Below are 21,885 nucleotides of genomic sequence, written 5' to 3' on the forward strand. Positions count from 1 at the left end.
CCGACGGCAGGGACGCTCCCTGCCGTCCAGACGAGCCTCGCCGTCGCGGGTCCCGGTGCCATCGCCGGGAGGTTGACTGCTGTCGTCCGACTTCTGGTTGATGTCCGGTGGGTCGTGGCCGCCGTACGCTGCAACGGACATGGCACACAGCACCCTCACGCCCGTGTTCGTCGGGCTCCGCACCGGACTGCACGTGCTGTTCGCCGCGCTCGTGGCACTCGTCGTCGTCCGGGTCCTCGTCGTCCGTGACCCGACCATGTGGGCGGCGATCGCCCTGGTGGTCGGGTTCGCCGTCCTGTACCTGCTCGGCGCCGGTGTCGCCGCCGCGCCGGAGGCACGCCGAGCCGTGGTGGGAGCGGCCTGGATCACCGCCTTGACCGCCGTGTGGGTGGCGTTGCTCGTCCTGGTGCCGGAAGCGGCGTACCTGGTGTTCCCGTTGTTCTTCCTCTACCTGCACGTCCTGCCCCGGATCGTCGGGCCGGCCGCCGTGGTCGCAGCGACCCTGATCGCGGTCGTCGCCCTGGGCCTGCACGGCGGCTTCACCGTGGGCGGGGTGATCGGGCCCCTCGTCGGTGCCGGGGTCGCGTTGCTCATCGGCCTCGGCTACCGGGCGCTCGCCCGCGAGTCCGTCGAGCGGGAGGCACTCCTGGCGGAACTCCTCGCCACCCGCGACCGACTCGCCGCGACCGAACGGCAGCAGGGCGTCCTCACCGAACGCGCCCGCCTGGCGCGCGAGATCCACGACACCGTCGCGCAGGACCTCTCGAGCATCCAGATGCTCCTCCACGCCGCCGAAGCAGCAGACGGCGGCCGGCCGGGCATCGAGCACATCCGCCTCGCACGCGCCACCGCGGCCGACGGCCTCGCCGATACCCGGCGGTTCATCCGGGAGCTCGCACCGCCGTCCCTCGACGCCGGTCTCCCCGCGGCACTGCGCCGCCTCAGCGACCAGTGGCACCGCGAGGGGCTCGGGATCACCGTGACGGCCGCACCCGAAGCGTCGGAGTTGACGATGGACGTGCAGACCGCTCTGCTGCGCATCGCCCAGGGGGCCGTCGCGAACGTCGCCCAGCACGCCGGTGCCACGACCGTCGACATCGCCCTCGACGTCAGCGCGACGCACGCGTCCCTGCGGGTGCAGGACGACGGCTCCGGCTTCGACCCCGACCGTGTCGGCACCGGCTCCGGCACGTCCGACGCGTTCGGTCTCCGCGCGATGGGTGAACGTGTCGACCAGCTGGGTGGCCGTCTCACCATCGACAGCGCACCCGGGGACGGCACGACCATCACCGCCACCGTGGAGGTCGGTCGCCCGTGATCCGACTCGTCATCGCGGATGACCACCCCGTCGTCCGCGCCGGCCTGCGCGCACTCCTCGACGGGGCCGTCGACATCGACGTCGTCGGGGAGGCCGCGACACCCGACGAAGCCGCAGCGCTCGTAGCGTCCCTGGACCCCGACCTCGTGCTGATGGACCTGCAGTTCGGGCAGGACCGCACCGGTGCCGACGCCACCCGGCAGATCCGGTCGACCGACGCCGCGCCGTACGTCCTCGTCCTCACCAACTACGACAGCGACGGCGACATCCTGGGCGCTGTCGAAGCGGGGGCCAGCGGGTACCTGCTCAAGGACACGCCGCCCGACGAACTGCTCGCCGCGGTGCGCGCCGCAGCCGCCGGTGAGAGCGCCCTCGCACCGGCGGTCGCCAGCCGCCTGATGGCACGGATGCGTGCGCCACGGGTCAGCCTGTCCGCTCGCGAGATCGAGGTCCTCCGGCTCGTCGCCGAGGGTGCCTCGAACGTCGATGTTGCGGCACGCCTGCACATCACCGACGCCACCGTGAAGTCACACCTGGTCCACGTGTTCTCCAAGCTCGGCGTCGGCTCCCGGACCGCTGCGGTGTCCGAGGCCCGGGCGCTCGGCATCCTGCGCTGACGGAGCTGATGAGAGACCCTCGGTGCAGGCGAGGAATGTGCACGATCGCGCCCTGCTCTTCGAGAGCTGCCCGGAGTGGCTGCATGTGCTGCGGCTGGTGGTAGAAGCCGTGAACGAGGATCACTTCGGGGGCCGTCACGGCACTCAGCGAATCACCCTTAGCTCCGCTGTCCCGGTAGGCGATCGGCTGATGAGACCCCGTCTTGCCGACTGGTTGCAGTCGTCATAGGCAACTCGTCGCGGTGGCAGGTTCTGCCTCCCGGGCGGTGGTCAGCTGGTGGGGACGACATCCCAGTGCTCTCGGATGAGGCCACCGTCGACGCGGAACAGGTCGGCAGCGAGGAGCGGGTCGCCGGGCTTCGCCCCGACCGCGCGGGAGAAGGTCCAGACGATGTCACCGTCGGAGAGCGAGATGACGGACTGCTGCGCCGGGAACTGGGCGCCGCTCCCGAACAGTTGCTTGAGGGCTGCTGTCCCGTTCGGAGCGACGGTGTTGTGCTGCAAGTACGCGGGGTCGAAGGCGCGGTCGAGGACGGACGCGTCGTGGTCTCGGAAGAGTGTGTTGTACGCCGACACCGCGAGGACGCGGTTGCGTTCTTCCTGACGTTCCGACGGCGCGGTGGTCGGACGTGCCGGCCGGTACAGGTCGCTGAACATGGTGTTCGTGTTCCCGCTTGCGGGGGTGCCCGTCGGGATGGGCTGCTCGAGCGACCAGTGCTCGACGATCCGTCCGTGCTGGAGGCGGAACAGGTCGACGGCGGCATCACCGCGTCGTTCGTTGCGCGGGTCTGGTGCGATCTGCCAGTGCACGGCGACGAGGTTGCCGTCTGCTGCGGTGCGCTTGATCACTGCTCGAGCACCAGGGATGCGGGTACGGTCCGCCGAGAACTGGGCAAGGACACCCTTCGGTCCGGCAGTGGTTGCTGCGCCGTGCGTGACTGCGCTCGGGGACACGAACCGTGCCGCGACCTGCCGGGAGGATCTGCTGTCAGGATCGGTGAAGGTCCGGGTGATGAGCGTCCGGACGATGCAGGCGTTGCGGTGTTCCGTGTTGGTGTTCTGCCGGTTCCCGGCGACCGTCACGGTCGGCTTCGGTTGGGTTGCGGGAGCGGCCGCTGCCGGCGTGGACACGACGAGACCGGTGAGGAGGGCGGCTCCGGCGACGGCCGCCGCGCCGCGGGCGATGCGGCTGCTTCGTGTGCGCGTGATCAGGTCGTTGGTCATGGTTGTGCTCCTGCTCGTGTGTGGTTGACGGGACTGGATGCGGGTCACTGCGCCGCGATGGCTGCGAGGCCCTCGGCGAGCGGGGTGGTCGGTCGGCCGATGAGAGCCTTGAGCTCCCCGCTGGTGTGGGCGAGGAGACCGTCGCGGATGCCCGCGTCGAGGGCCACCAAGAACGCGACTGTGCCCTCGTCGAGCCCCGCTCCCCGGAGGGAGACAGCGTGTTCGTCCGTGCTGAGGGCCTGGTAGTGCACCGGTGAACCGATCACGTCGGTGAGGGCATCGGCGAGCTCGGCATGGGTCCATGCGTAATCGCCGGAGAGTTCGAACACACGCCCGGCGGTCTCGTCATCGAGCGCGACGACCGCGGCTGCTTCAGCGAAGTCGCGTCGGCTGGCGCTGGCGACGCGGCCGTCTCCGACACTCGCCGTGATCACACCCGACTGCCGTGCGATGTCGAGCGTGGTCGCGTAGTTCTCGGTGTACCAACCGTTGCGGAGGATGGTGGCGGGGACGCCGGATGCGGCGATGGCCTCCTCCGTGGCCTTGTGCTCGGGAGCGAGGATCAACTCCGAGCGACCAGCGTCCAGGACGCTCGTGTAGATGATCCTGCTGGCGCCGGCCGCTGCGGAGGCGTCGATCACCGCAGTGTGCTGGGCGACGCGCTGCCCGACGGCATCGCTCGAGATCAGGACGACGACGTCGCCGGCACCGATGACGTCAGCGATCGTGCTCGGACGGGTGTAGTCGAGCACGGCGGTCCGGACGCCCAGTGTCGCGAGGTCTGCGAGGCGAGTGATGTTGCGTGAGGTCGCGATGACCGACTCGGGGTCGGCCCCGCGTTCGATGAGAGCTTCGACGACGAGGCGGCCGAGCTGGCCGGAAGCGGCGGTGACGATGATGGACACGAGGTCTCCTTCTGCGATCTTCAGCGGGTGATCGCAGCATCGCAGGAAACTCTCCTGTACGGAGGTACGCACCTTTTTGTAAGGTACTTACATGGATGTCGGAATCGTGGAGGCCCCTGCACCGCCCGTGCAGGATCCGGATGCGTTCGCGCGCTTCCCAGCGGCGTGTCCTACGCGAGTCGTGCTCACCCACGTCACGAGTCGGTGGGGTGTCCTCGTGCTCCTCGCGCTCGAGCCGGGCAGCATGCGCTGGGGGGAACTTCGACGCACCATCGAGGGGATCAGCGAGAAGATGCTCGCCTCGACTCTGCGGACGCTGGAGCACGACGGGATCGTGAACCGGGTCGCGCAGCCCACGATCCCGCCTCGGGTGGACTACTCGCTCACCGACAGCGGTAGCGAACTGGCAGCTCGACTCGTTCCCCTCATGGACTGGATAGTCGAGCACGCCGACGCCATCGTCGATCGGCCGTCCGGCGACTGACACCCCGCGGTCCTGAGCGGGATCTGTGTCACGCTGCCGCCGGGCTCACGACGGCGAATCGGCCGCGGCGCTGCGAGCGGAAGCGGACCAGTCAGCGACCCAGCCGGGCACAACGAGATCGTCCCCGTCGAGGAGAGCGCGGAGATCGTCGGTCACGACGGGGCCGTCGTGTCGCGTCAAGAACTTCGTCCGCACGACGGCGTGCGCGTGCAGGTTTCCGCGTCGAACGAAGGTCTGCTCGGTGTAGCTGCCGTGATCGTCGGAACCGAGGTACCTCGTGCGGAGTTCGAAGCGCTGGCCGACTCGGAGGGGCCTCCGGTAGGTCACCGTTTGCTGCGCCACGACCGCTGCCCAACCTCTGGCCCGGGTGCGACCGAAGATCCCGGTGCGTCGGAGCCACCGCAGTCTGCCGAGATCCATGATCGTGAGGTAGCGGCCGTTGTTCATGTGGCCGTACACATCGAGGTCCCCGACGGTCACGCGGAAGATGGTGGTGTCGGTCTCGTGGATGTTGAGGCCTCGTCGGAAGCGCTGTCCGAAGAGCACCAGAAGAAGTCGGAAGTACAGGTTCACGGGGCTCCTCGCCGGCGAGTCGTGTCTTGACGGCGCTCGGTTCCGAAGCGCCCGCGGTCGCATGGCCGCGGTCCTGCGGTCGCATCACGCCATACGACCGTATGTCGAAAAGTGGGTCCTGCTCGATGAGGGCATGCTCAGTGAGTGAGGCCTGTTGTGGCAGCCCCGCGATCAGCCTGACCGATGGGGGTGCGCGGGCGGGTGCGTGCCGAGCCGAGCCGAACCGAACGGCAGCATCGAACTCCTTGAGGTTCTGTAACGAGCAAAACCGTTTTGTACGTTACAGTGAGTCGCATGAGTGAATTGAGCTACGACGTTCTCGTGACCGACGGACCGGAGTGGGCTGGTGACGCACGGCTGCCTGACGGCCGCCCTCTGGTGTGGAACCCAGGCAGCACGGTCCTGATCTCCGGGGCGGAGCACGCGGTGCTCGTTGACGCACCGTTCACCCACGAGCAGATCAAGGCGGTCGGTGATTGGGTCGAAGCGTCCGGCAAGACACTGACGTCCATCTACGCAACCCACGGCCACGGTGACCATTGGTTCGGTGGACACGCCCTGGTGGAGCGGTTCCCGTCGGCGACGGTGGTCGCGACGAAGCAGACGATCGCGATGATGCACCAGGAGGCGACAACGGGCCGCGAACAGCTGTGGGACCAGATCTTCCCGGGGCTGATCCCGGAGGCACCTGTCATCGCGGAAGAGGTTGGCCCCGACGGGTTCGACCTCGAAGGTCATCGGCTGCTCCCCATCGAGGTCGGACACACCGACACCGACGGCACCACAGTGCTCCACGTCCCGGACTTGGACCTCGTCGTCGCTGGCGACAGCGTCTACAACGGGGTGCACCAGTACCTCCTGGAGGGGCCTGGTGGCGGCTTCGAGCACTGGCTCGCAGCGCTCGACGTCATCGAAGCACTCGGAGCCCATCACGTCGTGGCAGGCCACAAGAACCGGGCACTGGCGGACAGCCCCGAAACCATCGCCGAAACCCGGATGTACCTGCGCGACGTCATGGCGCTGCTCGATGACGGTGTCACCCCGGAGCGGTTCCTGCAGGAGATGACCACCCGCTACCCTCACCACCTCAATCTCAGCCCTGTCTGGTTCGGTGGTCTCACCCTCCTGGGGGGAGCGGCTTGATGCTCGAGGGCACCGCGACGACCCGGTACGAGGCGAACCCCGCACCGGGTGACCTCGCGCTCCTGCAGGACCTCGTCAACACCGTCAGCGTCGGCCCCGGGGCTGACCTCCTGGGATCCACCGACAGCGCAACGACCTGGCTGGCGTCGATCGGCACCGGGGCCGGCGTCGACGTTGACTCCCTCGAACGCCTGCGTCGCCTACGGACAGCCCTCAGGCGACTGCTCGGTGACGGGCCCGCGGAACACCATCAGCCAGTGGATCTCGCCCTCCGCCTGCGCCTCGACGACGACGGCATCACCGTGCCGCACGACGGCGGTGACTTCATCGAGGCGAAGGTCGCAGTCGCGCTGCTCGAAGGGCGCGCCACGGGTGCGCTCTCGCGGCTCAAGTTGTGCGCGAACCCGGACTGCCAGGTCGCGTTCTTCGATCAGTCCAAGAACGGGGCCGGCAAGTGGCACTCGTCGGCCCGCTGCGGCAACGCGGCCCGCGTCCGTGCACACCGAGACAGGACCATCAGCCGAACCGACACGAACTCGTCAACCAGTTGAGTCCGCTCCAACTTGTCACCCCGCAACACAACTCCGCAGACACAGCAGATCGGAACAAACGCATGGCCTCCAAGACCTGGTTCATCACTGGCGCCGGCCGCGGCTTCGGCCGGCAGTTCACGGTTGCCGCCCTCGAACGCGGCGACCGCGTCGCAGCGACCGCTCGGGACCTCGCCGCACTCAACGACCTCGCCGCCACCCACGGCGACCGCCTCTTCGCCATCGCACTCGACGTCACCGACGCCGCCGCCGTCCACGCGGCGGTCGATGCGGCGGCCGAACGCTTCGGCACGCTCGACGTCGTCGTGAACAACGCCGGGTACGGCCTGTTCGGGATGGTCGAGGAACTCAGCGAAACCGAACTCCGCCAGCAGTTCGACGTCAACTTCTTCGGCGCGTTCAACGTCACGCGGGCGGCGCTGCCCGTCCTGCGCGCTCAGGGAAGCGGCCACATCGTGCAGATCTCCACCATCGGCGGGGTCATCGCGTTCCCCGGCCTCGGCGGGTACAACGCCTCCAAGTGGGCACTCGAGGGCCTCTCGGACGCCCTCGCCCAGGAAGTAGCCCCGTTCGGGATCAACGTCACCCTGGTCGAACCGGGGCAGTACGGCACCGACTGGGCAGGGTCGAGCGCTGTCAACGCCACCCCGAACTCGGCGTACGAGGACGCCCACCGCGCAGCCGAGGCGGCCGAAAGCAACCGACCGGTCGAGTGGCTGGGCAAGCCCGAGGCCGTCGGCGCAGCCATGTTGGAGCTCGTCGACAACCCGACCCCGCCGCTCCGCGTCTTCTTCGGCGCCGCACCCACCGTTGTCGTCCCCCAGGTCTACGCCGCCCGACTGGCGGAGTGGGAGTCCTCGAAGGAGTTCTCCGTCCGAGCGAACGGCTGAACCGCACCTCGACCACCGCTCATGCCGGGCGCCCAGGAGCGCGAAGCGCCCGCCCGAGCCGCAGTCACCAAGAGAAGGCAGACATCGACATGACCGAAGTATCAGGACCGGGGCTCGTTGCCATCGCAGGCGCGACGGGGCGTGTCGGCAGGGTGATCACCGACGGGCTCTCCGCTGCCGGCACCGCGGTACGTGCACTCTGAGGCGCCGACAGCACATGCGCTAGCAGATCGCCTATCGACACGTCGTCGGCACGCAGGTACGGGTCGAGCCGGGGAGGTGTTTCTCCCTAGTCCCGGCTCGATCCGCCGGGGCCAGAGGAGTGCGCTGTCCCCATCCAGGACCTCCTCGATCACTCCGCGGGCGGGTTCTGAGCCGAGGCTGCGCTGCAGCGTACCCTCGCGCTGATCGGGCTGGTGCAGGACGAGCGACGGCACGATTGACCGAGCCGGCGGTCTAGGAGTCGAGTGCTGCCTGCGCTGCACGACAGGCGGGGCACCAATCAACGCCGTCTGTTGAGCAGTCCCACCCGTACGATTCCGCGTGGCCGCGCGCACCGTTGTCCCGCTCACGGACACCAGTGCCCCGCACTGCTCAGGGATCGGTCAGGGTGCCCCGGACGATCGAGTCACCGGAGTGCGCCGGATCACCGTCGTCGGCCTCGGCCGAGACGTCCACGACCGGGAACTCCGCGGTGTCGACGCCGTCGGGCACCGTGAAGCGGCCCTGGTCGCCGTCGAGGTAGCCGACGCTCACCAGTCCGCCGAGGTCCGACCGCATCATCCAGACCTCGCGCAGCGGACCGGTGCCGGAGCGACCGCGCTCTCCGTGCAGGTCGACGAGCAGGGTCACCCGGCCGTCCTGGTCACGTTCGAGTTCGGCGCGGCCGGTCGTCCCCGACCAACCGGGCAGCGCTGCGAGCTCGGTGTTCGCCAGGACGGTCTCGGTGTCGCCGCGGGGGAGTCCGGGGACGACCCCCGACGCCACACCGATGCCGAGGACGACGGCGAGCACGCCGACGCCGGCGATCACCAGCGCCAGGACACGGCGACGACGCGGACGGGATCGGGGTCGGCGGGCCACGGCGAGGTGCTGCGCGTCGGACGGCGTGGCGACGGATGCGCGTTCGGCCGCTCGTCCGGGGTCGGTCGCCGGCGCCGCACTCTGCTGCGGCGTCCGGGCGATCTCGGCCGCGATCCGGTCCCACACGTGCTCCGGGGGCGCGGCCAGCGTGACGTCCTCGGACGCCCGGGTCACCGCGGCGACCCGCTGCAGCGCGGCCACCTCGTCGCGGCACCGGTCACAGGACGCCAGGTGCTCGGCGACGTCGTCCGCGGCGACCTGGTCGGAGACCGCGAGCATCGCCAGCGTCTCGTCGTCGACGTGCTTCATTCGATCACCTCCAGACGTGTTCGGAGCCGAGCCAGACTTCGGTGGATGTGGCTCTTGACGGTGCCCAGCGGCAGTTCGAGCCGTTCGGCAATCTCACGATGGCTGAGGTCGTCGTAGAACGCCAGTCGCATCACGCGCCGTGGGACCTCGTCGAGCCGCTCGAGCTCGCCGGCGACCAGGGCGCGTTCGGCCAGGTCGAAGGCCGGTTCCGGCGCCGGGGTGGTCTCCTCGACCACGTCCGGGTCGGCGGCGCTGGCGTGCCGTCGGCGCTCGTTCTGCGCGTCGGCGATGCAGTTCCGGGTGATGCCGACCAGCCACGCGCCGAGCGGGGCGCGGCCGGGGTCGTAGCTCGTGCTGCGCTGCCAGGCCTTCACGAAGACCTGCTGCGTGACGTCCTCCGCGGCGGCCGGGTCGGCCAGGGCGCGCAGGGCCAGCGAGTACACGAGCGACGACCACCGTTCGTAGACGGCTCGCAGGGCGTGCTCGCCCCCGGCGCGGAACGCGTCCGAGAGCTCGCTGTCGTCCGGGAGGATGGTCGTCACGTCTTCCTGTCGCTGGCGCGGTCGTCGTCGACCACGATCCGATCGTAGGGGGCGGATCGTCGCCACGGTCAGGCCGGGACCGCGGTGACGATGAGGTTGCTCTCGTAGTGTCCGGTGGCTGCGTCGAACGTCCCGCCGCAGGTCACCAGGACGAGCCGTCGTGGTCCGTCGTCACGGAACACCTCGCCCCAGGGGAGTCCCTGCTTCTCGAGCATGCTGACGGAGTCGATGCGCCACGCGGTCTCGGCACCGTCCGCGTCGGTCAGGGTGACCCGGGTGCCGGTCGGGGCGTCGCCGAGCCGGGAGAACGGGCCGATGCCGTAGCCGACCGCGTCGACGTGGGCCGCGATGACGACGGTGCCCTCGGTGGACGACGGTGCGGCACCGAACCGGTACCAACCCGCGGTGGCCGGGTCGGGCGGGAGCGCCATGGCGCCGTCCTCGTCGACCCCCTCGGGGCGGATCGGCGCGCGGATGCCGGCGTGGTCGACCGTGATGGTGGTGGGGGCGGGGGCGTCCCGGACCGGGGGGATCGTGGCGGCCTGCTGCGGGACCTCGGTCGAGAACGCCGACGGGACCGGTGAGGGGGTGGTGGTCGGCAGGACGGACGGCTGCCCGCCGGGGGTGGTCCCGGCCGACGAGCACCCGGTCAGGGCGGCGGCCGCCACGGCGACGACGAGCGTCACCGTGGCGGACCGCACGACGGGGCGTGGCACGTTCAGCGGCGGGTCGCTGCGTGCCGGCGGCGGAGCACCACGGCCCCGATCGCGGCAGCGGCGGCCAGTGCGGCCGCCGCTGCGCCGACCAGGGGCAGGGGGTCCTGGTCGTTCGTGGCCACGAGACCGGCGTTCCCGGCGGGGACGCCGTTCGGCGTGCCACCGAGGTCCGCGATCGTCTGCGTGGCGAGGGCGAGGTTGTCGTCGTCCAGGCTGCCCCAGGCGTAGACGATGGTCGACGAGCCCGCGGTGACCGCGACGTCCGCCGGGCCGATCACGGGGTCGGTGGTCCCGGTGGCGGCGACGGTCGCCGACACGGTGCCGGCCGGCAGTTCGAGTGCCTGCTCGTCGGGGTTCGACAGGTTCGACACGACGGCCTTCCCACCGGCGAGGACGTCGACGGCCGGTGCTGCGGCGACGTGCCGGACGACCAGGCGCCCTTGGCCGGCGGCGACGGCCGAGGTGTCGTTGGTGAACACCGTGGCGGTCGGCGACCCGTCCGTGGCGTCGTGGGCGACGGCGGTGTAGTTGCCGCCGGCGTCGAACGAGACGTCCGCCGGGCCGATGATCGGCTTCGACGCGTCGGTGGCGTCCGAGGCGGTGATCGCGAGCTGGTGTGCACCGGCCGGCACCATCATCGGGCCGGCGAGGGTGCCCGGGGTGAAGTCGTCGATGGCCCGTTCGCCGTCGAGGTACACGTCGACGGTGACGTCGGGGACGGCATGGAGGACCGAGAGCGTCGCCTCGCCGGTGGCGGCGGTCGCAGCGGTCGCGGGCAGTACGGCCGCAGCGGCGGCGAACAGGACACCGGCGCTGAGGCCGGTGGCGAGTGTCTTGCGCATGACGTGTCTCCTTCGGGCCTGTCCGGGCCGGTGCGGACGACGTCGTCCTCGACGTCGTACCCCCACTACCGCCGGAGCACCCCGATCGGATGCAGCGATTTCCTGGGGATCACCTGAGACGGCCAGAACGCGTCGCTAACGCACCCGTCGCACCCGCCGATAGTCCTCCGTGCAGGCCCACGGACGGGCCCGCATCCCGCCCCACGGACGGCGGCGGGACGATCGAGAACCAGGACGGGCCATGATCGTCGTCACACGACTGAACGGCAGCGGATTCGCTGTGAACCCCGATCTCGTGGAGCGCATCCAGGAGACGCCGGACACGACGCTCATCATGGTCGACGGTGCGAAGTACATCGTGCGGGAGTCGATGGCCGACGTCATCGACCTGATCGCCGCGTACCGGGCACGCATCGTCGGGATGGCCTACGGCACCGACCAGGCCCCCCGCTCGAGCACGAACACCGGCCCGCTGCCGACGCTCGCCCCGGTCGCCGCGCTCCGCTCCACGCAGCACGGCCGCGCGCTGGACGGGGGTCGCTGACGTGGACATCGCAACGATCGTCGGCATCCTGCTCGCCTTCGGCGCCCTGTTCGGCATGGTCCAGATGGAGCACGTCGAGCTCGGTGGACTCTTCCTGCCCGCCCCGATGCTGCTCGTGTTCGGTGCCACCATCGGCTGCGGCATCGCCAGTACCACGCTCAAGGACGCGATCGCCAGCTTCAAGGCCGTGCCGAAGGCGTTCACCGGCAAGGTCACCCCGCCGGCGTCGGTCATCGACGACGTCGTCGGGCTCGCCGAGACCGCCCGCGCCAACGGCCTGCTCGCCCTCGAGCAGGAGGCCGACAAGCACGACGACCCGTTCATGAAGAAGGCGCTGCAGAACATCGCGGACGGCACCGACGGTGACGAGCTGCGGATCCTGCTCGAGGACGAGATCGAGTCGAACGCAGCCCCGACCCGGAGCGCGAGTGCGTTCTTCATGGGCCTCGGCGGCTTCGCCCCGACCGTCGGCATCATCGGCACCGTGGTCTCGCTGACCCACGTGCTCGCGAACCTCGGCAAGCCGGACGAGCTCGGACCGCTGATCGCCAGCGCGTTCGTCGCCACCCTGTGGGGCCTGCTGACCGCGAACTTCATGTGGCTGCCGATCGGCGGCAAGCTGCGCAAGCTCGCCCAGCTCGAGTCGGACCGCCAGACGCTCCTGATGGAGGGGCTGCTCGCGGTGCAGGCCGGCAGCCAGCCCCGTCTGCTCGGTGAGCGGCTGAAGGCCATGGTCCCGCCCGCCGCCCGCGCCGACACGGGTGGCAAGCCCGGCAAGGCCGGCAAGAAGGCCGACGCGGCCGACGACCAGCAGCTGGCGGCCTGACCGTGAGCGCCAACCCCCGGGGCCGCGGCCGCGGTCGCGCGAAGAAGTCCCACGACGAGGCCGAGCACCCCGACGAGCGCTGGATGGCGTCGTACATGGACATGATCACGGTGCTGATGTGCATGTTCCTCGTGCTCTTCGCGATGTCCACCGTCGACCAGGAGAAGTACATCCAGCTGAAGCAGTCGCTCGCCACCGGCTTCGGCGAGGTCGACTCGCAGAAGATCGACACCGCGAGCGGCACCGTCGTGACGAAGGACCAGGTCGAGGACGGCTCCGGCTACTCGACGGACAAGTCCCAGGCCGACCACTCGACCGCGTCGTCCGGCACGAAGGACACCAACGTCGACCCCGCGTCGACGGTGGTGCCGACGACGGCGAGCAAGCAGGACCTCGCCGAGGCGAAGCGCGAGCTCGACGACCTGACGAAGCTCGAGCGTGCGATCCAGCGCAACCTGGCGAAGGCGGGCCAGACCGAGAACGTCCAGTTCACCGTGGACGCCCGCGGCCTGATCGTCCGGTTGATCGGCAGCGAGACGTACTTCGGCACGAACAGCGCGGACCTGTCCGACCAGGCGCGGTCGATCATGGACGCCATCGCGCCGGTGCTGAAGACCTCTGCCCACAACGTCAGCGTCGAGGGGCACGCCGACCAGCGGAACTCGACCGCGCCGTACGCCACCAACTGGGAGCTCAGCGCAGCACGGGCGACCGGGGTCCTGCGCGACCTGGTCGAGCGGGGCGGGATGCCCGGCGACCACGTGCAGAGCGTCGGGTTCGGGTCGAGCCGACCGCTGGCGAAGGGCGGCACGGACCGGGACCTCGCCCTGAACCGGCGGGTCGACATCGTGGTCCTGTCGAACGCCGACCAGGACGTCAGCGCTCTCATGCCAGCGCTGGCCAAGGCGCAGGACGGAGCACAGCCGGGCTGAGACACGCAGCGCAGCGGGACTGAGACACGCAGCGCAGCAGGGCTGAGACACGCAGCGCAGCAGGGCTGGGACGCACACCGCGCGGAGCGCACCAGCGCTGCCGCCACCGCCCCACTACGGGGTACAGCACTGACGGGTGCCCCACAGGTGACCGATAGACGCACCCGTGACCGAGACCCTGCCAGCGCCCGAGGTGTACGACTTCGCGCGCCCGTCGACGCTGGCCCGTGAGCACGCCCGGGTCCTCGAGCTCGCCTTCGAGACGTTCGCGCGCCAGTGGGGCACGCAGCTGACGGCGAAGGTCCGCGCGGTCAGCCAGGTCACCTGCGAGCAGGTGGAGATGACGACGTACGACGAGTACGCCGCGTCGCTGCCCGCGCTCACCGGCATGGTGCTGCTGCCGATCACCGGCCTGACCCCGAAGGGCGTGCTGCAGGTCCCGCTCGACGCCGCGCTGACGTGGGTGTCGCACGCGCTGGGCGCGTCGAAGCCGCTGCCGACGCCGGACCGCACCTTCACGCCCATCGAGCAGGCCCTGGTCCGCAAGATCGTCGAGGACGCCCTCGACGACCTCCGCTACTCGTTCGGCGGGCTGCTCGCGCAGGACGTCACGGTCGGCGGGTTCCAGTTCAACAGCCAGTTCGCCCAGGCCGCGCAGAAGGGCGACCTGATGATCGTCGCCTCGTTCTCGATCCGGGTCGGCGACCGCATCGCGCCCGGCACGCTGGCCCTGCCGGCCGAGGCCGTCCTGCCGCAGCTCGGCGAGGCCGCCGCGCACGTGTCGCCCGCCGACGCCCGAGCCCTGCTCGACGCGCAGCTCGAGAGCGTGCCCGTGGGCGTCAGCCTGCGCTTCGCCCCGGCCGCGGTCCTGCCGACGCAGGTCCTGCGGCTCGCCGTCGGCGACGTCCTGCCGCTGCCGCACCCGCAGCACCGGCCCCTCACCATCGCGGTCGACGGCGAACCCGTCGGCACCGCCGCGGTCGGCGCGAACGGCTCGCGCCTCGCCGGCATCGTCGTCACCACCACGAGCACGGAGCAGCACTGATGACCGAAACGACCACCCTCCACACCGCAGCGGCCGAGTCGCTCGCGGCGCAGCTCCCGACGGCCGCCCCCTTGACCGCGGTGCTGCTGCCTGGAGGCGCGACACCGGTCGTGCTCGACGCGGCGACGGACGCCGTGGTCGCCTCGTTCGTCGGCGGCCTGTCGGCCGACCTGGCGCTCGTGCTCACCGACCTCGAGTCGATCACGGCCGCCGGAGGCACCGACCACGGCATCGTGGCCGTCACGGACGTCCTGCGTCCGTCGCTCGAGGCCGCGGCCGGGGTCCTCGGCGTCGGGGTGCTCGGCGAGGCGAACCGCGAGTCGGCCGCGTCGCTGCTGGCCGACCCGGACACGGTCGTGTTCGAACTGGCCGCCGGTGGCCTGCCCGCCGGGTGGTTCGGCATCCGGATCCGCGAGAACGGCACGGTGTCGGCGCCCGTCGTGGCGAACCTGCCCGCCGGCAACCTCGGCCGGATCAACAACGTCGAGATGACCCTGACGGTCGAGATCGGCCGCACCCGGATGTCGGTCCGCGACGTGCTCGGCATGGAGCCCGGCGCCGTCGTCGAGCTCGACCGCAGTGCCGGTGCCCCCGCCGACGTCCTGCTGAACGGCCGCCTCATCGCGCACGGCGAGGTCGTCGTCGTCGACCAGGACTACGCGGTCCGGATCACCCGCATCCTCGACGTCGCCGAAACGGTCTGACCCGCGCGTGGACACCCTCGTCGTCACCCTCCGCGTCGCGCTCTCGCTCGGCGTCGTGCTCGCCCTCATGTGGGTGCTGCACCGCGCGAGCCGCAAGCGCTTCTCGGGCAAGCCGTCGGGCCGTCGTGCCGCGACCGTCGAGGTCGTCGGTCGGCAGGGCATCGGTGGCAAGGCGAGCGTCGTCGTGGTCGACGTCGAGGGGGAGCGGCTCGTGCTCGGCGTGTCCGAGCACGGGGTCAACCTGCTCACCAGCGGGCAGGCGCCCGCGCCGGAACTCACCATCGTGACCGGACCGGTGGCGCTGCCCGTGCGTCCCGCCCCGTCGGCCGACGCGTTCGGTCGGGAACTCGCGCAGCAGTCGGACGCCACCACGGGCCTCCCGGCAGACACAGACGACGTGACCCGCACGACCGACGCGACCAGCGCCGTCGCGCCGCTGCCGATGCGCCCGCGCAACCGTCGCCCGCAGCGCGCCGTGCCGAGCGCGCAGCAGCTGCAGGGCTCGATCCTGTCGGTCGACACCTGGCGCCAGGCCGCCGCTGCGCTGCGGAACCGGCGGGCCGGGTGAGGGCGGCAGGGCCGCACCGGCTGGCACGGTCGGGTCGACTCGTCGCCCTCGTCCTGCTCGGCCTGGCGGTCGTGGCCGGGTTCCTGATGCTCACGACGACCGGTGCGCACGCCGCCGGTGTCGTCGAACCCACCGCCCCGGCGACCCCGACCGCCCCCGCGACCGGTGACTTCAGCGTCAGCGTGAACGGCCCGGACGGCACCCCGTCGTCGGCCGTGGTGACGCTCATCGGCATCACGCTGCTGAGCGTCGCACCCGCGCTGATGCTCATGATGACCTCGTTCACGAAGATCTTCGTCGTGCTCGCGATGACCCGGAACGCGCTCGGGCTGCAGTCGATCCCGCCGAACCAGGTGATCGCCGGACTGGCGCTGTTCCTGTCGCTGTTCGTGATGGCACCGGTGCTCGGGCACATCAACGACGACGCCCTGCAGCCCTACCTGGCCGGGCACCTCGACTTCAACCAGGCCGTCGAGATCGGCACGAAGCCCCTGCGGACCTTCATGCTCCACCAGACCCGCGACGAGGACGTCGCCCTGATCACCCGCGCCGCCGGGCTCGACAACCCGAAGTCGATGGCGGACGTGCCGATGACGACGGTGATCCCGGCGTTCATCATCTCGGAGCTCCGCAGCGCGTTCATCATCGGGTTCGTCATCTTCATCCCGTTCCTGGTGATCGACCTCGTCGTCTCCGCGGCCCTGATGTCGATGGGCATGATGATGCTCCCGCCGGTCATGATCTCGCTGCCGTTCAAGATCCTGCTCTTCGTGCTGGTCGACGGCTGGGGCCTCATCATCACGTCGCTCATCGAGAGCTACCACGTTGTCTAGGGGGCACGCATGAACCAGCAGGCAGTCATCGACCTCGTGCTCCAGGCGCTCCTGGTGTCCGGCAAGCTCGCCGCCCCGGTGCTCATCACCTCGCTCGTCGTCGGCTTCGCGATCTCGCTGTTCCAGTCGGTGACGCAGATCCAGGAGGTCACGCTCTCGTTCGTGCCGAAGGCCGTCGCCGTCGCGATCGCCCTGGTGGTCTGCGGCAACTGGATGATCTCGGAGATGATCGCGTTCACGCACGTCGCCTTCGACATGATCCCGAAGCTGCTCGGGGCCGGTTGATGGAGCTCAGCATCGACGCCGACCGTCTGGAGGCGACCATGCTCGCCGGCGTCCGGCTCGTCGCGTTCTTCGTCATCGCGCCGCCGTTCTCGTACCGGGCGTTCCCCGGCACGGTCAAGGTGATCCTCGGGCTGGGGCTCGCCATCGGCGTCGCCCCGCGTGTCGCCGTCGGCTACGAGTCGCTCGACACGGGGCCGTTCCTGCTCGCCCTGCTCACCCAGCTCGTCGTCGGGCTGTCCCTCGGGTTCCTGGTGTTCCTGGTGTTCGCCGCCGTGCAGTCGGCGGGTGCGCTCATCGACCTGTTCGGCGGGTTCACGCTCGCGCAGGCGTTCGACCCGCAGTCCCAGGTCAACGGCGCCCAGTTCACCCGCCTGTTCCAGATGACCGCGCTCGCGCTGCTCTTCACCTCGGGCGGCTACCAGCTCATCGTCGGCGGTCTGGTGCGGTCGTTCGACGCCGTGCCGCTCACCGGTACCTTCGCGGTCGACGGGCTCGCGTCGATGCTCGTGACGGCGATGTCGCAGATGTTCCTCGCCACCCTGCAGATCGCCGGACCGCTCGTCGTCGTGCTGTTCCTGGCCGACGTCGGCCTCGGGCTGCTGACCCGCGTGGCACCGGCGCTCAACGCGTTCCAGATGGGCTTCCCGATCAAGATCGGCCTGACCGTCCTGTTCGCCGGCGCGCTCTTCATGGCCCTGCCCTCGGTGGTGTCGTCGCTGACCGGCGACGCCGTCGAGGCGATCACGGGACGGGGGTGACGACGTGTCCGACAGCGGAGAACGTTCCGAACAAGCAACCCAGCAGCGGATGCGCGAGGTCCACGAGAAGGGCCAGATCGGCCGCTCGCAGGACCTCGGCGCGTGGATCGGGATCGCCGTCGCGGCGCTCATGATCCCGGCCGCGATCGGCAACGCCGCGGCCGCCGGACAGGACCAGCTGCTCGCCGTGCAGCGGGTCATCGAGGACCCCGAGCTCGGTGCCGTGCAGGCCCTGCTCGCCGACGCCCTCGGTTCGATGGGTGCGACCCTCGGCCCGATGCTCGCGGTCGTCGCGGTCGCGGTGCTCGCCGCCGCCGTCACCCAGGGCGGGGTGCACTTCCGCAAGATGACGCCGCAGCCCGACCACTTCGATCCCGTCGCCGGACTGAAGCGCGTGTTCGGCACCCAGGCGCTCTGGAACGGCGCGAAGGCGCTGCTCAAGACCGCCGTCGTCGGGCTCGTCCTGTGGTTCGCGGTGCAGGGGCTCATGCCGGTCCTGATGACGAGCGGCTCCCTGCCGCTGTCGGCCGTCCTCGAGGCCGCCGCCGCCGGGTCCGGCACCCTGCTGCGCGCCGCGATCGTCGCCGGGCTCGTCCTCGCAGCCCTCGACGTGTTCGTCGTGATCCGCCGCAACCGGAAGCGCACGATGATGACCAAGCGCGAGGTCAAGGATGAGAACAAGCGGAGCGACGGCGACCCGCTGGTGAAGTCGCAGCGTCGCTCCCGTCAGCTCGCGATGAGCCGCAACCGGATGATCCAGGCCATCGGCACCGCGGACGTCGTGATGACGAACCCGACCCACTACGCCGTCGCGATCAAGTACGAGCCGGGCAAGTCCGCGCCCCGGGTGGTGGCGAAGGGGGCCGGCCCGGTCGCCGACGTGATCCGCGCCCGAGCCGAGGAAGAGCGGGTGCCGATCGTCCGCGACGTCCCGCTCACCCGGGCACTGCACGCCGCGTGCGAGCTCGGGCACGAGATCCCCGTCGACCTGTACACCCCGGTGGCCCGCGTCCTGTCCTTCGTGATGGCGCTCAAGGCCCGCGGTACCGCGGCCGGCACGCACGCGCCGCCGCGGCCGACCACCCCGGACGAGGTCGCGAGCGTCATCGACCCCGCCACCCTGATCGGTGACCTCCGCCCCCGCAGGCTCCGCACACCGCGCACCGCAGAGAACCAGACCGAAGGACTCCCCGCATGAACCGCAAGGACCTGCCGAAGCTCGTCGTCCCGGTGTTCATCGTCGGCATCATCCTGCTGCTGATCCTGCCGGTGCCGTCGTTCCTGCTCGACTTCCTGATCATCATCAACATCCTGCTGGCGCTGGTGATCCTGCTCACGACGCTCTTCGTGAAGAAGCCGCTCGACTTCTCGGTGTTCCCGTCCCTGCTGCTCGTCGCGACGCTGTTCCGGCTCGGCCTCAACGTGGCGTCCACCCGGCTGGTGCTCGGCGAGGGCTTCGCCGGTGACGTCATCCAGGCGTTCGGCCATGTCGCCGTCTCCGGGTCGATCATCATCGGCGCGGTCATCTTCCTGATCCTCATCGTCATCCAGTTCGTCGTGGTGACGAAGGGTGCCGAGCGCGTCGCCGAGGTCGGGGCACGCTTCACCCTCGACGCGATGCCGGGCAAGCAGATGGCGATCGACGCCGACCTGAACGCCGGGCTGATCACCGACCAGGAAGCCAAGGAGCGCCGCGCCGCGGTGTCCGCCGAGGCCGACTTCTACGGCGCGATGGACGGTGCGTCGAAGTTCGTCAAGGGTGACGCGATCGCCGGCATCCTGATCATCATCATCAACCTGATCGGCGGCATCGCGATCGGCATGCTGCAGAACGGACTGTCCGTCACCGACGCCCTGTCGAAGTACGGCATCCTGACGATCGGTGACGGCCTGGTCACGCAGATCCCGGCGCTGCTCATGGCGGTCTCGACGGGCATGATCGTCACCCGGTCCGGTGCGGAGTCCGAGATGGGGTCCTCGGCCGCGACGCAGCTGTCGCAGTCGCGGAACGCCCTGATGATCGCCGGTGTCGCCGCGATCGCGATGGGGTTCATCCCCGGCATGCCGATCCTGCCCTTCCTGCTCGTCGGCGCGACCCTGCTCTTCACGGGCTGGCGCATCGGCCGGAACGCCGCCCGGGCCGAAGCCGACGCCGCCCAGCAGCAGGCACTCGCGGCCGCCGCACCGACCGGCGACACCCCGGAGGACCTGCTCGAGCAGATGCGCGTGCACGCCCTCGAGATCCTGCTCGCCCCCGACCTGGTCGACATGGTGTCCGGCGCCTCCGACGACCTGCTCGGCCGGGTGCGTGCACTCCGCCGCAAGATCGCGATCGACATGGGCATCGTCGTCCCGCCGGTCCGCACCCGCGACTCGATCGACCTGCCGCCGTCGACGTACGCCATCCGCATCGCCGGCGTCGAGGCCGGTCGGGGCACCGCGCCCGCCCGCAGCGTCCTGGCACTCGGCGACCACCTGGACGGCCTGCCCGGCACCTCGACCGTCGAGCCGGTGTTCGGCCTGACCGGCAAGTGGGTGCCCGCCGAACTCCGGCACGCCGCCGAGATGACCGGCGCGACCGTGATCGACCGGGTCTCCGTGCTCGTCACCCACCTGCAGGCGGTCATCGGTGACAACGCCGCGCGCCTGCTCACCCGCGAGGACGTCAAGGTCCTGACCGAGGGCGTCAAGCAGGTCAACCCCGCCGCGGTCGAGGAGCTCGTTCCCGGCATGCTCTCGATGGCCGAACTGCAGCGGGTGCTGCAGGGCCTGCTCGCCGAGCGCGTGCCGATCAACGACCTCGGCCGGATCTGCGAGGCCCTCACGCTCCGCGCCAAGGTGTCGACCGACCCCGAGGGGCTCGTCGAGTCCGCCCGTGCGGCCCTCGGACCGGCCCTCGCCGCCCGGCACACCGACGCCGGCACCCTGCGCGTCATCATGATCGACCCGATGCTCGAGCAGTCGATGCTCGAGGGGCTCCGGCCGTCCGAGCAGGGCAGCCAGATCGTGCTCGACGCACACCGCATCGAGCAGGTCCTGGGCTCCGTCCGCGACGCCGTGCGCTCCGTGGAGGACCAGGGGCTCTCCGCCGTCCTGGTCTGCGCCCCGCAGCTCCGCCCGGCCGTGCACCGCATGGTCGCCGCCCAGTCGAACGGGCTCCCGGTGCTGTCGTACCAGGAGGCCACCGCCGCGGGCTCCACCATCGAGACCGTGGGAGTGGTCCGTGCCGCCGACCCGATTGCAGCGTAGCGGCGCCACGCTCGAGTCCCTCCGCGACGCGGTCCGGACCGAGTTCGGCGCGGGTGCGCGGATCGTCGCGGCCGAACGCGTGACCACCCCGGGCTTCGGCGGACTGTTCCGCAAGGCGCACGTCGAGGCCACCGTCGAGGTGCCGGAACCGGGGGACCAGCCCACCGCCCGGGTCGTCATCGCCGACTCGCCCGTGCAGCGCGTCGGCATCGCCGCGCTGCTCGCCGACGCCGAGGCGGCCGAGGCACGCATCGCCGGCACCGACGGCACCGCGACGACGCGGGCCGACGCCTTCGCGTCGGTGCTCGACGGGTTCCAGGCGGACGGGATCACGCCGAGCGCCCCGCGCCCGACGCGCGCGCCGGCCGAGCCGGACGTGCCCGCCGGGGTCGACCCGCGCCTCCAGGCCGCCGCCGACGCGCAGGCGGTGGTCGACACGCAGGCGGTGGCCGTCGCGCAGCCGGTCGTCGAGACCCGGTCGGGAGGCCCGTCCCGCGTCCTCGACGCGCCCTCGCCTGCTCCGGTGGCCCGGTCCACCGCGCCCGCCGTGCGGTCCGCGGACGGCGACCTGGTGCTCCTGGTCGGGCGGCCGAACGACGTCGACGCGGCGGCCGGGCTCTTCGCGGTGCGGCACGCACTCCGGCCGACGGACGCCGCCGACCGCCGTGCCGCGATCCTGGCGCGGGCCGACGGCGTCCGGGACGGTCACGCCGTGCTCGCCGTCGCCGCGTGGGACGACCGGGCGACCGGCGACGCGCTGCAGGCCGACCAGGTGTGGGTCGTGGTCGACGTCGGGCGGAAGCCCGCGGACTCGGCCGCGATGGTGTCCGCGGTGGCCTCGCGGCTGCCGGTGGTCGGTGTCGTGGCGATCGGTGCGGGGGAGACCGCCACGCCCGGGTCGGTGGACCTGCTGGGGCTCCCCGTCGTGTCGCTAGGCTGAACGG

The 21,885-nt window shown here is 70.8% G+C and carries 25 protein-coding genes; 18 read left to right on the plus strand and 7 right to left on the minus strand.

The features are described 5' to 3' along the window. Positions 1–139: 139 nt before the first annotated feature. A complete protein-coding gene (locus tag DEJ11_RS08690) occupies positions 140–1,318 on the plus strand; it encodes a sensor histidine kinase (RefSeq protein WP_111103751.1) in 1,179 nt (392 codons plus the stop codon). Continuing rightward, the gene (locus tag DEJ11_RS08695) at positions 1,315–1,935 is read left to right on the plus strand and encodes a response regulator (protein WP_111088054.1); all 621 of its coding nucleotides are present in this window, start codon (positions 1,315–1,317) and stop codon (positions 1,933–1,935) included. The genes DEJ11_RS08690 and DEJ11_RS08695 overlap by 4 nt, the downstream gene beginning before the upstream one ends. A 270-nt stretch (positions 1,936–2,205) precedes the next feature. On the opposite strand, the gene DEJ11_RS08700 is transcribed toward DEJ11_RS08695, so the two are convergent. Together DEJ11_RS08700 and DEJ11_RS08705 are read right to left on the minus strand one after the other, a co-directional pair. Then, positions 2,206–3,159, minus strand: coding sequence for a nuclear transport factor 2 family protein (locus DEJ11_RS08700; protein ID WP_111030031.1), 954 nt, complete (start codon positions 3,157–3,159; stop codon positions 2,206–2,208). Positions 3,160–3,203: 44 nt separating this feature from the next. Beyond that, positions 3,204–4,064 (minus strand): SDR family oxidoreductase, encoded by an 861-nt coding sequence (locus tag DEJ11_RS08705; RefSeq protein WP_111030032.1) that lies wholly within the window; start codon positions 4,062–4,064, stop codon positions 3,204–3,206. Positions 4,065–4,155: 91 nt separating this feature from the next. Here DEJ11_RS08705 and DEJ11_RS08710 point away from each other — a divergent pair, with 91 nt between their 5' ends. After that, positions 4,156–4,548 carry a winged helix-turn-helix transcriptional regulator gene (locus tag DEJ11_RS08710; protein ID WP_083404110.1) on the plus strand — a complete coding sequence of 131 codons (393 nt, stop codon included), beginning with the start codon at positions 4,156–4,158 and terminating at the stop codon, positions 4,546–4,548. Positions 4,549–4,593: 45 nt separating this feature from the next. On the opposite strand, the gene DEJ11_RS08715 is transcribed toward DEJ11_RS08710, so the two are convergent. Continuing rightward, entirely contained in the window at positions 4,594–5,121 is a 528-nt protein-coding gene (locus DEJ11_RS08715) for an acyl-CoA thioesterase (RefSeq protein WP_111103750.1), read from the minus strand. 294 nt (positions 5,122–5,415) lie between these two features. On the opposite strand from DEJ11_RS08715, the gene DEJ11_RS08720 reads away from it, so the two are divergent. The 3 genes from DEJ11_RS08720 (at position 5,416) to DEJ11_RS08730 (ending at position 7,705) form a co-directional block, all read left to right on the plus strand. Next, positions 5,416–6,264, plus strand: a complete 849-nt coding sequence (locus DEJ11_RS08720) for an MBL fold metallo-hydrolase (RefSeq protein WP_111030034.1) — start codon at positions 5,416–5,418, stop codon at positions 6,262–6,264. Then, complete coding sequence (locus tag DEJ11_RS08725; protein WP_111103749.1) at positions 6,264–6,815, plus strand: CGNR zinc finger domain-containing protein; 552 nt, start codon at positions 6,264–6,266, stop codon at positions 6,813–6,815. Before DEJ11_RS08720 ends, DEJ11_RS08725 begins: the two co-directional genes overlap by 1 nt. Positions 6,816–6,877: 62 nt before the next feature. Then, positions 6,878–7,705 carry an SDR family NAD(P)-dependent oxidoreductase gene (locus tag DEJ11_RS08730; RefSeq protein WP_111103747.1) on the plus strand — a complete coding sequence of 276 codons (828 nt, stop codon included), beginning with the start codon at positions 6,878–6,880 and terminating at the stop codon, positions 7,703–7,705. 594 nt (positions 7,706–8,299) lie between these two features. On the opposite strand, the gene DEJ11_RS08735 is transcribed toward DEJ11_RS08730, so the two are convergent. The 4 genes from DEJ11_RS08735 to DEJ11_RS08750 all read right to left on the minus strand — a co-directional run bounded on the left by DEJ11_RS08735 (position 8,300) and on the right by DEJ11_RS08750 (position 11,197). Further along, the gene (locus DEJ11_RS08735) at positions 8,300–9,097 is read right to left on the minus strand and encodes an anti-sigma factor (RefSeq protein WP_111103746.1); all 798 of its coding nucleotides are present in this window, start codon (positions 9,095–9,097) and stop codon (positions 8,300–8,302) included. Then, the gene (locus tag DEJ11_RS08740; protein WP_071244624.1) at positions 9,094–9,639 is read right to left on the minus strand and encodes an RNA polymerase sigma factor; all 546 of its coding nucleotides are present in this window, start codon (positions 9,637–9,639) and stop codon (positions 9,094–9,096) included. Before DEJ11_RS08740 ends, DEJ11_RS08735 begins: the two co-directional genes overlap by 4 nt. A 68-nt stretch (positions 9,640–9,707) precedes the next feature. Then, positions 9,708–10,355, minus strand: a complete 648-nt coding sequence (locus tag DEJ11_RS08745) for a class F sortase (protein ID WP_181440845.1) — start codon at positions 10,353–10,355, stop codon at positions 9,708–9,710. Positions 10,356–10,357: 2 nt separating this feature from the next. Beyond that, the gene (locus tag DEJ11_RS08750; protein WP_071403907.1) at positions 10,358–11,197 is read right to left on the minus strand and encodes a DUF4397 domain-containing protein; all 840 of its coding nucleotides are present in this window, start codon (positions 11,195–11,197) and stop codon (positions 10,358–10,360) included. Between the two features lie 280 nt (positions 11,198–11,477). Between DEJ11_RS08750 and DEJ11_RS08755 the strand changes: the two genes are divergently transcribed. The 12 genes from DEJ11_RS08755 to DEJ11_RS08810 all read left to right on the plus strand — a co-directional run bounded on the left by DEJ11_RS08755 (position 11,478) and on the right by DEJ11_RS08810 (position 21,881). Next, on the plus strand, positions 11,478–11,741 hold the full coding sequence (locus DEJ11_RS08755) for a flagellar FlbD family protein (protein ID WP_372495779.1): 264 nt from the start codon (positions 11,478–11,480) through the stop codon (positions 11,739–11,741). Position 11,742: 1 nt separating this feature from the next. Beyond that, the gene (locus tag DEJ11_RS08760) at positions 11,743–12,567 is read left to right on the plus strand and encodes a motility protein A (protein WP_111030043.1); all 825 of its coding nucleotides are present in this window, start codon (positions 11,743–11,745) and stop codon (positions 12,565–12,567) included. 2 nt (positions 12,568–12,569) lie between these two features. After that, the gene (locus DEJ11_RS08765) at positions 12,570–13,499 is read left to right on the plus strand and encodes an OmpA/MotB family protein (RefSeq protein ID WP_111103744.1); all 930 of its coding nucleotides are present in this window, start codon (positions 12,570–12,572) and stop codon (positions 13,497–13,499) included. Positions 13,500–13,665: 166 nt separating this feature from the next. Continuing rightward, positions 13,666–14,544 carry a flagellar motor switch protein FliM gene (locus DEJ11_RS08770; protein ID WP_084740413.1) on the plus strand — a complete coding sequence of 293 codons (879 nt, stop codon included), beginning with the start codon at positions 13,666–13,668 and terminating at the stop codon, positions 14,542–14,544. Next, a complete protein-coding gene (gene fliN, locus DEJ11_RS08775) occupies positions 14,544–15,248 on the plus strand; it encodes a flagellar motor switch protein FliN (RefSeq protein ID WP_110863812.1) in 705 nt (234 codons plus the stop codon). Before DEJ11_RS08770 ends, fliN begins: the two co-directional genes overlap by 1 nt. Positions 15,249–15,255: 7 nt before the next feature. Then, complete coding sequence (locus DEJ11_RS08780) at positions 15,256–15,816, plus strand: FliO/MopB family protein (RefSeq protein WP_071403903.1); 561 nt, start codon at positions 15,256–15,258, stop codon at positions 15,814–15,816. Continuing rightward, a complete protein-coding gene (gene fliP / locus DEJ11_RS08785; RefSeq protein ID WP_071244631.1) occupies positions 15,813–16,649 on the plus strand; it encodes a flagellar type III secretion system pore protein FliP in 837 nt (278 codons plus the stop codon). The genes DEJ11_RS08780 and fliP overlap by 4 nt, the downstream gene beginning before the upstream one ends. A 9-nt stretch (positions 16,650–16,658) precedes the next feature. Further along, positions 16,659–16,934, plus strand: coding sequence for a flagellar biosynthetic protein FliQ (locus DEJ11_RS08790; RefSeq protein WP_027465541.1), 276 nt, complete (start codon positions 16,659–16,661; stop codon positions 16,932–16,934). After that, positions 16,934–17,692 (plus strand): flagellar biosynthetic protein FliR, encoded by a 759-nt coding sequence (locus DEJ11_RS08795; protein WP_071403902.1) that lies wholly within the window; start codon positions 16,934–16,936, stop codon positions 17,690–17,692. The genes DEJ11_RS08790 and DEJ11_RS08795 overlap by 1 nt, the downstream gene beginning before the upstream one ends. Positions 17,693–17,696: 4 nt before the next feature. Beyond that, entirely contained in the window at positions 17,697–18,890 is a 1,194-nt protein-coding gene (locus DEJ11_RS08800) for an EscU/YscU/HrcU family type III secretion system export apparatus switch protein (protein WP_111103742.1), read from the plus strand. After that, entirely contained in the window at positions 18,887–20,941 is a 2,055-nt protein-coding gene (locus DEJ11_RS08805; protein WP_111022852.1) for a flagellar biosynthesis protein FlhA, read from the plus strand. Before DEJ11_RS08800 ends, DEJ11_RS08805 begins: the two co-directional genes overlap by 4 nt. Continuing rightward, a complete protein-coding gene (locus DEJ11_RS08810) occupies positions 20,931–21,881 on the plus strand; it encodes a hypothetical protein (protein ID WP_181440844.1) in 951 nt (316 codons plus the stop codon). The genes DEJ11_RS08805 and DEJ11_RS08810 overlap by 11 nt, the downstream gene beginning before the upstream one ends. Positions 21,882–21,885: the final 4 nt, after the last annotated feature.

Origin of the sequence: Curtobacterium sp. MCLR17_058 (assembly GCF_003234705.2) — a bacterium.
Classification (GTDB): Bacteria; Actinomycetota; Actinomycetes; order Actinomycetales; family Microbacteriaceae; genus Curtobacterium; species Curtobacterium flaccumfaciens.